Here is a 14,125-nt window from a genome sequence, read left to right on the forward strand (position 1 = left end):
CCATGCCCGAAAACGGCGACAACGACGAAAACGACGAGTCAAGGAAGGGAATGCGGCGACACTTATTGGGTCTTGCGGTGCCCATGTTCCTTGCAGAACTCGCCGACGTCCTGGCCTTGCTCGGCGTGGTGGCGGTGCTGGGTCGGATGGGGGAGGACGCGCTGTACATCCGGTCGCTATACCAGCCCGTCGGCTTCGTTCTGATCGCCGTCACGGCCGCTTTTGCCGTCAGCAACCAGGTGGCGGCGGCGATCAGCCGGGGCGAGGGACGGCCCGGTGAGGTGGTGCCGTTGATGACGAGCCTGGCGCGGGTCTGGCTGATCGGTGGTGCGGGGCTGTGCGCCCTCGCCGCGGCCTGCGCGCCGGCGCTGGCCGGCCTACTCAGCGTGCCGGCGTCGGTACACGACGACTTCGTCTCCTTCCTGCGCTGGACGGCACTGGCCGAACTCACCCTGATCGGACCGGCGTTGACTTCCGCGAGTCTGCGCGGGTCCGGCCGGGCCGGGGCCGCCATGGTCGTCACTGTGGTCGGCGCGAGCGTCAGGCTCGGGCTGGTGGCGCTGCTGGGGCTGGTGGCCGGGGTGGGGGTGGCCAGCGTGCCGATGTCCAGCGGCGTGTGCGGTGTGTTCGTGACCGTGCTCGGCCTCGTCCTGATGCGCCGGAACGGGTTGTGGCGGCCGGGAGAGGCCCTGTCCTGGCGGCCGCAGGTCGTCGGGCATCTGCGGCAGATCGGTGCCCCCATCGCCCTGACCCTGCTGATCCTGTCCGGCTACAACCTGGCCGTGCTCTGGGCGTTGAGGGACTACGGCCCGGCCTCGGTCGCGGGGTTCTCCGTCGCCGCGACGGTGCAGGGGCTGGTCCTGCTGCCCGCGACCGTGCTGGGCGGCGCGACCGCAATCGTGCTCAACCAGCAGCGGGGCGGCGGCCGTTACGACGGCCTCGTGCGGACTACCCGCTCGGGTCTGGAACTGGCCGGCATGGCGTACGCAGGCATTTCCGTGGTGGTGTGGCTGGTCGCCGATCCGCTGGCCCGGCTGCTCACCGACGATCCCGCGGTGGCCGCCGAGACCGGCAGCTACCTGGGGGTGGTGGGCCTGACCTTCGTCGTCCAGGGCCCGGTGCTCACCGCGCTGACCCTCATGGAGCAGATCGGCGGGGGCTTCCTCGCTGTCGTGCTCAACGTGGTCTACTTTGCCGCCATCGTCGTCGTCGGCAAGATCGCCGCGGACGCGGCGGGCAGCGCGCACGCGTTGTACGACAGTGTGGCCGTCTGCAACTTCCTGGGCGTTTCGGTGGTCGTCGTCGTGCTGCGCTTTGTGGCACGGCTGCACCGGGACGCCGCGCCGGCCTCTGTGTCCTGACCGGCCCGCACGGCTCACGCGGATCCGCTCGGGGCCGGTGCCCCCAGCGCGGGACGGCCGACGGGCGGGAGCAGCCCGGCGAGGGTCTGCGCCGGCGAGAGAACCGTCATGTCCGCCAGATACGGCCCGGCGACGGCGATGCCGATCGGCAGTCCCCGGGAGTCGCGGCCCACCGGGACGACGGTGGACGGCAGATGGCAGATGCCGGTCAGGCACGCCCAGACGATCTGGTCCCAGTAGGGCCTGCGCGCACCGTCGACGACAATGTCGCGCTCGGAGAGGGGGCGGTGGTCGTGCGGGATCACCGTATTCGGCGCGACAGGCAGCAGGATCGCGTCGTACGTCGTGAAGAAGTCGTGCCAGAGCCGTCTGAGCCGGTTGCGCAGTTCGTGTGCCTGCCACCAGTCCGCGTGGCTCTGCGCGGCGAACCAGGAGCCGAGTTCGTCGCCCGCCGGCCCCGGGTCCGCGATGCCGGGACGGGTATCCTCCGCCCGGCTGCCGCCCAGGGTCGCGCCCGCGAGTAGCCTCCGCGCCACGAGGTCGCTCTCCCGGAGGCGGATGCCCCGCGGCACCGTGTCCTCGACGACCACCCCCGACGCGGCGAGCAGCTCCGTGGCCGTGCCCAGGGCGGAGCGCACTTCGGCGTCCACGGGGCAGTACGGGTCGTCGAACCAGGCCGCGACCCGCCGGACCGGGCGTGCGTCCGGCAGCTCCAGCCGCCACGCCGACCGATCCCAGCCGTGGGGCCCGGCGATCACGTCCAGTGCCGTACGGAGATCGCGGACCGATCGGCCGAGCGGGCCGACCACGGCGAGGTCCGGGGCCACCGGCTGGTACGGCGGGAGATGCCCGGCGAACGGCACCACGCCGTAGGTCGGCTTGTGTCCCGGCACCCCGCAGGCGGCCGCGGGCAGCCGGATCGACCCGGCGATGTCGGACCCGAGCTCCAGCGGGGTGAACCCGGCCGCGACGGCGCCCGCCGAGCCGCCGGACGAACCCGCGGTGGTGCACGCGGTGTTCCACGGGTTGCGGGCAGCAGTGCGGGTGGACGGCGCCCAGGTCACCGCGGACATCGCCGCCTGGCTGGAGGCCCAGGGACTCCCGCCACGGGTGGGCACCGCGGTGAAGGGGCTGGGCCCACAACTGAACGACGCCGTCGACCAGGTGGCCCACCGGGCGGCCACCCGCTTCGTGGACAGCGACCGGTTCGAGAAGGTCTGGACGAACGCCAACCGCACCGCCCACTCCGACGTCGTCAAGGTGCTCACCGGCAAGGGCCGCGGCTCGGTGGATGTGGAGGACGGCACCGTGACGCTCGATGTCGGCGCCGCCGTGGACACGGTCAAACAGGACCTCGTCGCGGACGGGGTCACCCCGGCCGAACGGATCCCCGACGTCGACAAGAAGATGGTGCTGGTCAAGTCGGACAAGCTGAAGAAGATCCAGGACGCCGCGCACGCACTGGACGTGCTGGGCAACTGGCTTCCGGTGCTCACCGTGCTGCTCGGCACCATCGGGGTCCTCCTGGCCCGTCGGCGCCGCCGCGCCCTGGTGACCACCGCCCTGGGCGCCGCCCTCGCGTGCCTGATCCTGGCCGTCGGCCTGGCGATCGCCCGCCGCTACTATCTCGACCACCTGCCCGCGACGGTGCAGTCCCCGGCCGCCGCCGGAGCGATCTTCGACACGCTGCTGCGCTTTTTGAAGAACAGCGTCCGCACCGCGCTCGTCCTGGGCGTCGTGGTGGGCATCGGCGCCTACCTCTCGGGGCCGGGACGCCTGCCACGCGCCCTGCGCGCCGGCGCCGACCGCGGCGCCGACGCCCTCGCCCGCTCCGCGCACAGGCACCACATGGGCACCGGCAAAACCGGCACCTGGGTGGCCGCCCGCCGCCGGTGGCTCACCCTCGGCGCGCTGCTCCTGGTCACCCTCGGCTTCGCCCTGTGGAACCACCCGACGGCATTGGTCATCCTGCTGTGGGTGGTCCTCCTGTTGGCCCTGCTCACGGTGATCGCCCTGCTGGCCGCCACCGGGCGCAACCGCGAACCGACCGGACGAACCCAAGCGCGATAGCGCCCGGCCGCCGCCGATCGGCTCGTCGCCGACGGGCGCATCGGCCGGGCGCCTGACCGCACCAAGCGTTACGCGTATCCACGCCGGGGGCAGGTCACGCGAGCAGTTTCTGCTTGGCCCGTTCGAACTCCTCGGCGGAGATGTCGCCGTTGCTCTTGAGCTGCGCCAGCCTGGAGAGTTCCTCGACGCCGGTGGACCCCTTGTTGGTGCCGGCGGCGTCGCGGACGTACGCCTGGAAGGCCTCGTTCTGTTGCTCGGCCCGGGCGGCGTCGCGCCTGCCCATGCCGCTGCCGCGGGCGACGACATAGACGAACACGCCCAGGAACGGCAGCGCGATCACGAAGACCATCCATCCGGTCTTGGCCCAGCCGCCGAGGCTGTCGTCACGCAACACGTCCGTGATGATCCGGAACAGCAGGAAGAACCACAGGATCCACAGGAACAGCCACAACATGGTCAGGAACGCGTTCAGAAGCGGGTAGTCGTCCATGGGCAAGGCTCCTGGTTCGTGCGTGAACGGCGACCGTCGACCCCAGGCGTAGCGTCAGCCCCGGTGACGCGCGGGCCCGCGCGCTCTTGGCCCCCTCCCACCCCGGCCCGCAACCGGCCGGCGGTGGCGCCGATCCCACCCCGCGAGCCGGACGGCCCGTCCATCGGGCGTCCCATGAACGTAACCGGGACACACCGCGCCCCGGCCGTAACGCGTGGCTGCCGACCGACCCCCGATGTCGACGGCCGCACCCTCGACGTGTGCCGATGCGCGGCCATCACTACCCGGGGCGGGTCCCGCGACGCGGATGATGCGGGGCCCATCCCACGGACGGATGCTGGGGAGTAGGAGCAGGCGGTACCGGGACCCCTGCGTGGCGGCCGAGGAGCATCGCATGACGACCGACTACAACGAAAATGCCCGGCGGCTGCGCAACGCGGTGGAGCCGGTGGCGGCCGGCGTGTACTTCGCCCCCGAGGCGCACGCGGCGTACCAGGCGCTCGGCTTCGACCCGAGCCCGGTCGCCCAGGACGGGGTGGACCGCCCGGAGATGACGTCCTACTTCACCAGTCGCGGCGCGTGCATGGGCACGGTCACGGGGGAGGTCGTGGCCGCCGCGTTCGGCTGCTTCAACCCGAAGGTCGTCGTGCCGGGTGTCGCCGCCGGATGGCGGATCACCGACCGGGACACGATCCTGGCGGCTCGGCACAAGGGCGCGACCGCGATGCTGCGGCGCGTCCTCGGCGAGCGGCCCGAGGGCCTCGCGCGGGTCACCGACCTGCTGCGGCGGGCGGCCGACGCGGCGCCGTGGCCCGCCCGAGGCGTCCACTCGGGACTGCGTTCGCTCGGCTTCCCCGGCGACCCGATCGGTGATCTGTGGCGGGCCGCGGACCTGGTGCGCGAGCATCGCGGCGACAGCCACGTCATCTCCTGGGCGGTCGGCGGCGCCGATGCGGTGGAGGTCCTCCTGCTCACCGAACAATGGTGGGGACTGCCGGCTCGCGCCTACACGCCCAGCCGCGGATGGACCGACGCGGACATGGACGCCGGGTTCGACCGCCTGCGCCAACGCGGACTGACGACCGCGGACGAGAAACTCACCGACGCCGGCCGGGCGTTCCGCGAAGAGATCGAGGTCCGCACCGACGAACTCGAACGGCCGCTGTTGGCCGCGCTCGGCGACGACCTGGACGAACTGCTGGAGCACCTCGACGCCTGGTCCCAGGCCGTCATCGACGCAGGCTCCTACCCCCAGCGCATCGCCGGGGTGTACAACGTCGGCGGCGGACCACACTTCGGCACCGGACTGACCGTCGACACCGCCGCCGAGATCCTCGAGAACACGACCTGATCGTCTCCTCACGTCGTGTACCGGAACGGGCCCCTCATGGCCGCACGTTCGGGACGTCGACCACCTCCGCGGTCGATACGGGCACCGCGCCCGGGGCGAAAAGGCTGCGCCGGAACGTGACGTCCATGCCTGTGGGCGGGCAACACACCCCCGGATACGATGCCTTCGAGGAGATCCGGGGGCGCGCCCCAGCCACGACAGCACCCCGTGAACGGGTACCTCGCCGGCCGACCGCGGACGGCAGCCGCGTCCGGGCGCTCGCCCTCGGGCACCCCGACGTCCACCGCGCCGGGCGCGGGCGGTACGCATCAATGGTTCCGCGACGGCAAGGATTCCCGGGGCTCGCCGAACACGACAAGGCCGCGTCACCCCGGCGCCGTCCAACTGAGGTGCTCTATTTCTTCCGGACAGCGACCCGCGTAGGGTTGCCGAGATTCGGAAATGAGAGAGAACGTGCCACCTAGATATCCACAGAAGTTCAGGGACGAGGCCGTCCGCCTGGTGATCGAGGGCCCGCGCCCGATCGCCCGTGTCGCCACCGAGCTCGGGGTCAACGAAACGACGCTCAGGGGCTGGGTGAAGCAATATCGCCTCTCCCTCGAGGGCAAAGCCGAATCCGACGACGGCCCGAAATCGGACCGCGAACGGCAGATGGAACGCGAACTGAGGAAACTCCGCGAGGAGAACGCCTTCCTGAAAAAAGCGGCGGCCTTCTTCGCGGCGCGCGAGCAGGAGTGAGCGCACGATACGCGCTCGTCGAAGCGGAGAAGGCCGAATTCCGGATCGCCGACATGTGCCGATGGTTGGGAGTCTCCCGATCCGGATTCTACGAATGGCGTGGTCGCCCGGCCTCCGAGACCGCCGATCGACGAACACGCCTCAAAGCGATGATCCACGAGATCTTCACGGCGAACCACGAGACCTACGGATATCGCCGGATCCACGCGGTCCTGGCACGGTCGGGCGAGACGGTCTCGCCCGAGTTGGTGCGGACCCTGATGCGCGAACTCGACCTGGTGGCCTGCCAACCACGCCCGTGGCGCCCGGTGACCACACTCGGCGACGGGTCCCACCCGCGGATCCCGGACCTGGTCGCGCGCGACTTCGGCGCCGACCGGGTCGGCGCCAAACTCGTCGGCGACATCACCTACATCCCCACCTGGGAAGGCTTTCTCTACCTGGCCACCGTCATCGACTGTCACAGCAAGGCGGTCGTGGGTTGGGCCATGGCGGATCACTTCAGGACGTCCCTGATATCGTCGGCGCTGGACATGGCCGCGGAGCGGATACGCATCGAGCCGGATGCAGTTTTTCATTCCGATCGCGGCAGCAATTACACGTCCGAAGAGTTCGCGAAGTCGGTCGCCGGTCATCGGATGAGGCAGTCCGTCGGCCGCACCGGTGTTTGTTGGGACAATGCCATGGCGGAGTCGTTCTTCGGGGCTTTGAAGAACGAATGGCTCCACCGCTACGTCTTCACCACGCACGCGAAAGCACGGGGTGAAGTCGTCCGATACATCGAGGGCTTCTACAACCGCCGACGCCTGCACTCCGGACTCGGATATCGCACACCCCACGAAGTCCTGCACCCAGAGCGGGGATTGAACCTCGCGGCATAGAACACAGCAATCAACCCGTCCGGAAAACGCGGGGCTCCTCAAACAGGCCCACGCCGACTTCGCCCGGCGGGCGACGACCTCCCCCCGGCCCCGTCAGGCACGCATCAGGCGCCCCGACGAACCTCCGGTACCCGAGGAAGTCGACCCTCGCCGATGCCCGGTCGCACAACGAGCCGAAGTGTCCACGGCCGAGGAGCGACCCGACCGTTGACGGTTGCACCGCCCGCCGACAGGACGACGATCGGTGTATCTGTGTCGCCGACAGGTGTTCGGGGTGGCCACCGCCACGGCCATGGGCCTGCCTGCACGTCCGACGGGAACAGGGCCCGACCGGAGTTCACCGGAACGGGCGACCCGTGAACGCGCCGACGCCCGGGCACAAGACCCCTCGGGCGCGGCACCGGGTCCTCGGGGATGAAAGACCCGGCCCGCGCCCCGCACCAACCGCCACCGCGCGCCGTTGGCCCGACGCGAATCGGCCGCGCCGGACACGACTGTCGGCGGCCCGCCCGCCGCGTCCCGCGCGCTGGACGTCGGGCCACGCCGGAACCTCCCCCGGCCCTCGCGGGCACCCCACCCCCCATTCGGCCGAACGGGTCCGCAGAACCTCCGCGCCATCCAGTGCCCGGCGTCGGCGCGATGTCCCCACGGCACCGGGCGGCGTGGAGACGGCGGTAGTTGCATGGACTGCGACCGGTGTCCGACGCCAGGGAGGTCGACATGCACATCCTGCGTGCGGTGGAGAACGAGCGGACCCGGTGGTGGCACGCAACGGCCCGCCGAGACATCGCCCTGTGCGGCCTAGCGCTGCCCGCCGAGGCCGGCGGCGCACCCGACGAAACCCTCACCGACCTCCTGTGTCCCCCTGCATGTCCGCGATCGCCCGGGGCATGGCCGGAGGCGACACCACCACGCCGGCCAGCGTCGAGACGGCGGGCACCTGACGCGGGGTTGCGGCACACGTGACACGGCGACGTCCGACGTCGCCCGGCACGACCGGCGCGCCCTGATCGTGGGCGATCCGGGCGCACCCGGTCTGCGCATCCGCCTTCATCCGGGAAGCCCGGACGGCGCATCGTCCGGGCCTTCCGGTGCCGGCGTCTTTCCGGCGGACCCGACTCCCGTCGGGTTCCTCCCGACCGAATCGGGTGACACCGGGACACCGACGCTTTTCGGCCAGGCACCCTCAGCGGTTCACGACGGCGTCCCCGACCACCTGCCAAGGGGCGTGGTCCGACAACCGGACGGGTACCCGCGCGCCGGTCCCGCGAACGCCGGCCACAGGCAAGCCCGCGCCGATATCACGACCGATTCACGTTGGATGTGCGAAACACACACGTGGTAGGCCCGTCATCTCCACGCCGACCTGCACACCCGTTCGGCTCCGCCGGCCCGGCGGTCGTTGTGGAGATTCCGGAGTGAATCCGGCTCGGGATGAAACATCTTTCGTAGGGACGGCCCGTGACCCGGTCTCGGCGGAGTGCCGTCGGTCGGGCCGTGCCCGGGCCCGTCGGCTCATGTGCCCTGTCCTGCGGCCTCGCCGGTCGGGCATTGCCGGGTCATGCTGGGAGAACCCGAAGGATCCCCCGATCGATGCCGGGGGGGAGTGACGATGGACGACGACACGTTCGGTATCGACCTGCGCGCGCACGGCCGCGAGTGCGAGGTGGCCGTGATGGGCGAGTTGGACCTGGCCACCGCCCCGCGACTGCGCGCCGCGCTCACCCGAGCCCTCGCCGACCACCGGCGGGTCGCCGTGGACCTGTCCGAAGTGACCTTCTGCGACTGCGCCGGCCTCAGCGCCCTGCTCGGCGCCGCACACACCGCCCGCGAACACGGCACCGACCTCCTGCGTCTGCGAGCCGTCCCCGCCCGCCTGACCAGGCTCCTGCGGATCTCACACACGCGCGCGACGTTCGTCATCGACGACGCGCCGACCCCGCGCGGTAATCGAGGACTTCGGGCTCCCTGAGACACCACGGTCGATGGGCGCCGATCACGCCGTCGTCTTCACTGGCACCGCCTGCGTCCTCGCCATCCGACCGGATCGACCTCGACCCTGTCGGTGATGATCTCGGATGTGAGTTCGGCTGCTGAGAGTTCACCAGGACTTCGACCGGGCATCGCATTCTCGTCCGATAAAGTCCGGAACGCGGTGGGTGGTCTCGGCTGTGGAGGGTTCGAGTCGATGAGCGACTGATATCCCGTGCAGCAGGAACACCGCCCCGTACGGTTGTTCCGCCTCCCGACCGACAACCGATACGAACGGGCAGCCCACTGTGACGACTTGCGAGAACACGCCATGACCTCACCCACCCTGGCCGTCGTGAGCGGAGGCCCCGGCACCGGCAAGACCACCCTCGCCCATGCCCTCGCCCGGGAACTCGGGTGCCCCGTGATCATCCGGGACGAGATCAAGCAGGGCCTGGTCATGTCCACCCCCGGCTACCGGAGCGGCGGTGACGACCCGCTCAACCGCCCGACGCTGGACGCGTTCTTCGGCGTACTGAAGGTGCTCCTCCAGGCCGGGGTGACGACCGTGGCCGAAGCCGCCTTCCAGGACCGGCTGTGGCGCCCGAACCTGGAGCCGCTCGCGAACGTCGCCCACATCCGGGTTATCCGCTGCGTCACGCCTGCCACGATCGCGCACGACCGCATCGTCCGGCGCGCCGAGGAGAACGCGCACCGAGCCGCGCACGGCGATCGCGACCTGCTCGACGCGATCGCCGCCGGAAGGCACTCGCTGGACTCCTTCGTACCGATCTCACTCGACGTCCCCACTCTCACGGTGGACACCTCCAACGGCTACACCCCGACCATCCGGGACATCGCCGCCTTCGTACGGGCAAACATTCCGGACACAGCCCCCGCGGGCACGGATGGCCCGCCCGCCCCGCGGGCGGCACAATGATCGCCGGACCGCCGATACCTCGCACACGGCCTGTCCGGATCCGGAAGGCCGCCGGCGCCGTCGACGAGGTCACGACGGTGTAACTGGACCCCGACTCGGCTCGGGCCGTCACGGTTCCCACACTGGGGAAGGGACGGCGAACGCCCACCCCACCCGACGATCATGCTGACCGGCCCGAGGCCGACACCATCGCGGCGGTGACCGGTCTCTCGCGCTCGGCGGTGAAGGATATGACGCTCGCCCGCTGCAATCCGCGGATCCTGGTCGTCAACGAAGAAAGCCGATCGGTCGGCCGCCGATCGATCTGGGTGCGAAGCGCCGGATCTGGCCTGATCCCACGGAGAACGACGACAAAGACTCGCCCTGGTCGGCGGGCCCGCTGATCGGCGCTGCCTGCGGTCCGCTGATCTACTTCCCCATGGGCTGGAGCATGGCCGAGGAGGCATCCGCCTACGCAGCGGAAGTTGCTTCGTCGCCGCGCCTCGACTGCTTCGACCCGCAGGCACGGCAACTCCCGCCCTGACAATGGCGCGGGGCAAAGGGCACAACGGACACGAGAAGCGCGCCAACTCCGCATACACCAGACTCCGCACCCCGGTGGAACGGAGCTTCGTCGTCCTCGAACGCCGGCAAACCCTCGATGTGGGAATACCGATAGACGCAGGGGCGCGCGGAGGAATACGGGCCCGGAGGCTCGGACTACGGTCCGTCGTACGAGTCTGATCCATGGCCGGACCCGGTATGGAACGGGGATCGGGACGGCTGGAAGCGGACTTCCGGGAGGAAGACCCCGATGAGGACCACGTCGAGGCGATATGGGAGACGGCTTTCCGGGACGGCCACATCACCAGGGACGATTCCGGAACCGAAGGCGAAACCGCTCCTGAACGGGGCAGGGCGCCGAGCGCCTCCCGGCCCTCGGGTGTGTCCCGACCTACGGTGCGGGTGGGGGTGCTATGCGGTCCGGGGTTCGGTGGGTCTCGGGCCCATGGCGTTGACGCGCTTCGGGGGGCGCAGGTCGACCATGCGGCGTGTGCCCCACAGTCGGTCGTAGGCGTACGTCGCGTGGATGCCGATCTTCAGAACCAGTCGTCGAGCGCGCGACCAGCCGAGCAGGTGACCCATGCGGGCCGTCACTGCGAGGCTCACGTCGCGGTTCACCTTGATTTCGGCGCGGGCGGTCCTGCGCAGGGCGCGCCGGATGTCCGTCGCACCGGCGCGCGCGGACAGACGCAGCAGTTCCTCGTGGCAGTACGCGAGGTGGTTCTCCTCGTCGTCGCAGATCATCCGAATGCCTGTGCCGATGTCGGGCTCGTCGCCGAGGTATCGGCGCAACATCCGCATGTCCTCGGCGGCGCGCTGTTCGGTGACACGGCTGTGCACCAGGTATTCGACGATGTCGGCCTCGGTCAGCGGCTCGCCGCGGCGCAGCCGGTCGTGGGCGAGGCCGAAGCCTTGGCGTTCGAGCAGCATGCAGTAGTCCGTCTCGGGCGGGACCTCGACCGGCTCGAGCCCGCGGCGGTGCAGCATGGCGTTGAAGATGCGTCCGTGCTTGTCCTCGTCGGCGCCGTGCCGCGCGATCTTGGGCGCGAGTTCCGGGTCGGGGACCAGGGCGGCGATGCGCCCGTTCTCCCACCCGCCCTGGCTCTCGCCTTTTGCCGCGATGCTGCAGAACAGGCGGAATGCCTCGTCGTCTCGGTGGATCTCCCGAAGGATGCCGCGGGGGCTGAGCATGACCGGGCCCTCCATCTCCGCAGGCACTGCGCGTGCCGCCGAACTCGGTCATCGGACCAGGTACGGGAACAATCGTCGGATGAGCGTGCATACCACCTCGCGGTGAAGCGAAACCGGACGATCGATCCACAGCCGTTCGCCACGATCACCGCCGACACCGGTTCCGCCATCATTCCCCTCACGCCGGTTCGGCCCGGTAGCTTCACCGAGGGCGGCCACTCCAAGGATGAACGGCTGTGCCGGGCCGGCGCGGGGTGGCGCAGGAACTGGCCGTTGCCGTTGAGATAGCGGATCCGGTCCTGTGTTCGCGGGAACGAGCTTTGGGCGTATTCGGCGGGCAGGTCCCAGCCGGTGACGGGCGCCGGGCGAACAACGCGCCCTGCGCGGCGCTCCCCGACCGGGTTGAAGTCGCAATGGACGCGCCAGGTGACGCAGGCCGAGCAGGTGGGGACGGCCATCCACCTGCGGAAACGGTTGTCCGCGACATCGGTCTCGGGGCCGATCGCGTGGAACTGGTTGGCCCAGTACGGCTGGTAGCGGGTGCCGCCGTTCGGACGCCCGCCATGCCGGGATCGGCAACAGCGGTTCCAGCAGGGCCCATCCGGCGTCGGTCGTGTCGGACGAATAGCGCCGCCGGCGCATCCGGGCCGGCTCGGCGGGGCTGGGTCTGTTGCGCATGACAGTTCGAGGGCGCGGCCCGCGAAGCGGGCCGGCCCTCCTTCCCCCTTTCCTCGCGGGGAGGTTCAGGCGGTTCTGCGGACGGTTTCCAACTGCATGATCAGGAACTCGAATCCCGACTCGATGCCACTGAGTTGCCCGAGCATCAGTTGGACGGCCTTGTCGTCGGGACGGTGCATCGAGTGCGGGATCACGCAGCCGCTGATCAGCCACTTGACCGCGGACGTCTCCTTGCGGAAGGCCCGCAGCTCATAGGCCATCCAGTCCTCGGAATTCGAGGTGAACCGGTAGCCGTGCATGCGATCCCAGATCAGCGGGGTCGGGGCGAGCTCGGCGGCGGTGTCGCGCAGATAGGCGATCCCGCGTCGCACCTGGTGGTGGGACAACTCCGTGGCCAGGACCAACTGGGACATGTGCAGACCCGCCGGCCGGGCCTCGAGAGCACGTCGCGCTCGTCCGCGGTGAACTCGTGCCCCGCAGGCCCGGGACGGCCCGCCCGGCGCCGGTGACGAACGCGACGCAGGCGCTCAACAGGTCGATGAACTGTGCGGTCCGCTCGACCCGGTCCAATGCCGGGAACCGCTCGCGCAGGCCCTGGTCGACCGGCGGGAGTTGTCGAACTGGGCGGTGTTGACCGCGTCACGGGCACCCGGGTCGGTCATCGCCCGCCGCGCGACGGCCGGCCTGCGCAACACGTCCGCAGCGACCTACGCTGCGGCCCCCGGGTCCTCGAACTGGACCTTGTTGACGACCTTCCGGGCACCGGTGTCGCCCATCGCCCCGGCCGCGACCTCCGGCCTGCGCAACAGGTCCGCGGCGACCTCGGCGGCCGCCGCGCTGTCCTGGAACTGGACGATGTTGACCATGCGCTTCGCGGCGCTGTCGCCCATCGCGGCCCGGTTCGCCGGGCCGGCCCATGGCCGTATGGGGGTCGGTGGAGGGCCCGTCACCCGGAGCCGGGTCGCGTCGTGGTGGTTCCCCTGGCCGCTGTGGGCGAAGAGGGACTCCACCTTGGCTTTCATTCGTTGCACGACCCCGTGTCGGCGTACGACTCAGTACGCCGACAGCCTCTCCCCCTCGGCGAGCAGCTGTACCGGGCGCTCCACAGCGGACACCCGCAGATCATGCAAGGAATCGCGGCGGCCCAGGCCGCCGCCCACGGCGTTTCGGGCACCCTGACCCTCGGCACGCTCGGTCCGTACTCTCTGCATATCAAGGACGCTCTCGATCTTTTCAGGCCCGTCATCCCAAGGCCCGCATCAGGCGCCGTGAAATCCAACCCCCCTCACCGCTGGACCTGCTCAAGTCCGGCGAACTGGACGTGGCATACCTGTGGTTGCCTATCGACGAACCCGACCTGACCGAGCGAGCGACCTCGCGCATGTCCGCAGTGCTGCTGATGACCTCCGCCGACCATCCCTACGCGAAGCGAGAGGCCATCCGCCTGGAAGATCTCGGCGACTGCACAGTGGTCCAAGGCCGGTCGATCCCGCCCTCCATGGAGGAAGTCTTCAACCCTCGCCACACCCCATCCGGCCGCCCCATCCCCCGCGGCCCGAAGGTCACCACCTGGCAGGAGGCCCTCAGCGCCGTCTCTTCGGGCCAGACCACCGCCGGCGTCACGGCTGAGCTGGCCGATCTGTACGCATGGCCGAGTCTCGCCTTCGTCCCCATCACGGACGCGCCCGTATGCCGCTGGGCCCTGGTTTGGCGCACCGCGAACGACTCGCCCCTCATCCGTGGGTTCGCCCAGGCGTTCGCGGATGCTGCCGACCCGGCGACGCAGTAGCACGCACGCATCGTCGGACGCGGCCACTGGGGGCCTTTGCAGAACTGCACCACCCGGAGAGGGAGAACTCCCGCATTCCACCAGCCCCGAACGGCCTCCTGGCCCCGAGTGATTCGGGCCGT

Annotated in this window: 12 protein-coding genes and 2 pseudogenes; 7 read left to right on the forward strand and 7 right to left on the reverse strand. The window is 70.3% G+C overall.

Translation table 11 applies throughout. The features are described from left to right. The first annotated feature begins 2 nt into the window (after positions 1-2). The gene (locus tag ACZOOI_RS30565) at positions 3-1,361 is read left to right on the forward strand and encodes an MATE family efflux transporter (RefSeq protein WP_465282805.1); all 1,359 of its coding nucleotides are present in this window, start codon (positions 3-5) and stop codon (positions 1,359-1,361) included. 14 nt (positions 1,362-1,375) lie between these two features. On the opposite strand, the gene ACZOOI_RS30570 is transcribed toward ACZOOI_RS30565, so the two are convergent. Beyond that, positions 1,376-2,434 (reverse strand): amidase family protein, encoded by a 1,059-nt coding sequence (locus ACZOOI_RS30570; protein WP_465282806.1) that lies wholly within the window; start codon positions 2,432-2,434, stop codon positions 1,376-1,378. Here ACZOOI_RS30570 and ACZOOI_RS30575 point away from each other — a divergent pair. After that, the gene (locus ACZOOI_RS30575) at positions 2,406-3,431 is read left to right on the forward strand and encodes a hypothetical protein (RefSeq protein ID WP_465282807.1); all 1,026 of its coding nucleotides are present in this window, start codon (positions 2,406-2,408) and stop codon (positions 3,429-3,431) included. The two genes, ACZOOI_RS30570 and ACZOOI_RS30575, sit on opposite strands and share 29 nt — an antisense overlap. 94 nt (positions 3,432-3,525) lie before the next feature. Here the strand turns inward: ACZOOI_RS30575 and ACZOOI_RS30580 are convergent, their stop codons facing one another. Next, positions 3,526-3,921, reverse strand: a complete 396-nt coding sequence (locus ACZOOI_RS30580; protein ID WP_465282808.1) for an SHOCT domain-containing protein — start codon at positions 3,919-3,921, stop codon at positions 3,526-3,528. A 394-nt stretch (positions 3,922-4,315) separates the two neighbouring features. Between ACZOOI_RS30580 and ACZOOI_RS30585 the strand changes: the two genes are divergently transcribed. From ACZOOI_RS30585 to ACZOOI_RS30600, 4 genes are all read left to right on the forward strand, one after another. Beyond that, positions 4,316-5,272, forward strand: coding sequence for an SCO6745 family protein (locus tag ACZOOI_RS30585; RefSeq protein ID WP_465282809.1), 957 nt, complete (start codon positions 4,316-4,318; stop codon positions 5,270-5,272). Positions 5,273-5,713: 441 nt separating this feature from the next. Further along, a protein-coding gene (locus ACZOOI_RS30590; RefSeq protein ID WP_465282810.1) for an IS3 family transposase occupies positions 5,714-6,891 on the forward strand; the annotation gives its coding sequence in 2 pieces (ribosomal slippage) (positions 5,714-5,978 and positions 5,978-6,891; 1,179 coding nt in all). 1,612 nt (positions 6,892-8,503) lie between these two features. Next, a complete protein-coding gene (locus ACZOOI_RS30595; protein ID WP_465282811.1) occupies positions 8,504-8,863 on the forward strand; it encodes an STAS domain-containing protein in 360 nt (119 codons plus the stop codon). 330 nt (positions 8,864-9,193) lie between these two features. Beyond that, entirely contained in the window at positions 9,194-9,802 is a 609-nt protein-coding gene (locus ACZOOI_RS30600) for a P-loop nucleotide/nucleoside kinase family protein (RefSeq protein WP_465282812.1), read from the forward strand. Between the two features lie 954 nt (positions 9,803-10,756). Here the strand turns inward: ACZOOI_RS30600 and ACZOOI_RS30605 are convergent. The 5 genes and pseudogenes from ACZOOI_RS30605 to ACZOOI_RS30625 all read right to left on the reverse strand — a co-directional run bounded on the left by ACZOOI_RS30605 (position 10,757) and on the right by ACZOOI_RS30625 (position 13,104). Further along, positions 10,757-11,536, reverse strand: coding sequence for a ferritin-like domain-containing protein (locus ACZOOI_RS30605; RefSeq protein WP_465282813.1), 780 nt, complete (start codon positions 11,534-11,536; stop codon positions 10,757-10,759). 743 nt (positions 11,537-12,279) lie between these two features. Then, positions 12,280-12,627 carry a hypothetical protein gene (locus tag ACZOOI_RS30610; protein ID WP_465282814.1) on the reverse strand — a complete coding sequence of 116 codons (348 nt, stop codon included), beginning with the start codon at positions 12,625-12,627 and terminating at the stop codon, positions 12,280-12,282. A 67-nt stretch (positions 12,628-12,694) separates the two neighbouring features. Beyond that, positions 12,695-12,805, reverse strand: a pseudogene (locus ACZOOI_RS30615) (DUF6192 family protein); the annotation flags it as partial. Positions 12,806-12,816: 11 nt separating this feature from the next. Further along, positions 12,817-12,909, reverse strand: a pseudogene (locus tag ACZOOI_RS30620) (DUF6192 family protein); the annotation flags it as partial. A 12-nt stretch (positions 12,910-12,921) separates the two neighbouring features. Then, positions 12,922-13,104 (reverse strand): DUF6192 family protein, encoded by a 183-nt coding sequence (locus ACZOOI_RS30625; RefSeq protein WP_465282815.1) that lies wholly within the window; start codon positions 13,102-13,104, stop codon positions 12,922-12,924. Positions 13,105-13,130: 26 nt separating this feature from the next. Between ACZOOI_RS30625 and ACZOOI_RS30630 the strand changes: the two genes are divergently transcribed. Continuing rightward, positions 13,131-14,003: a LysR substrate-binding domain-containing protein gene (locus tag ACZOOI_RS30630; RefSeq protein ID WP_465282816.1), complete on the forward strand. Its 873-nt coding sequence runs from the start codon at positions 13,131-13,133 to the stop codon at positions 14,001-14,003. The last annotated feature ends 122 nt before the right edge of the window (positions 14,004-14,125 follow it).

It is taken from the genome of Embleya sp. L77 (genome assembly GCF_055557415.1).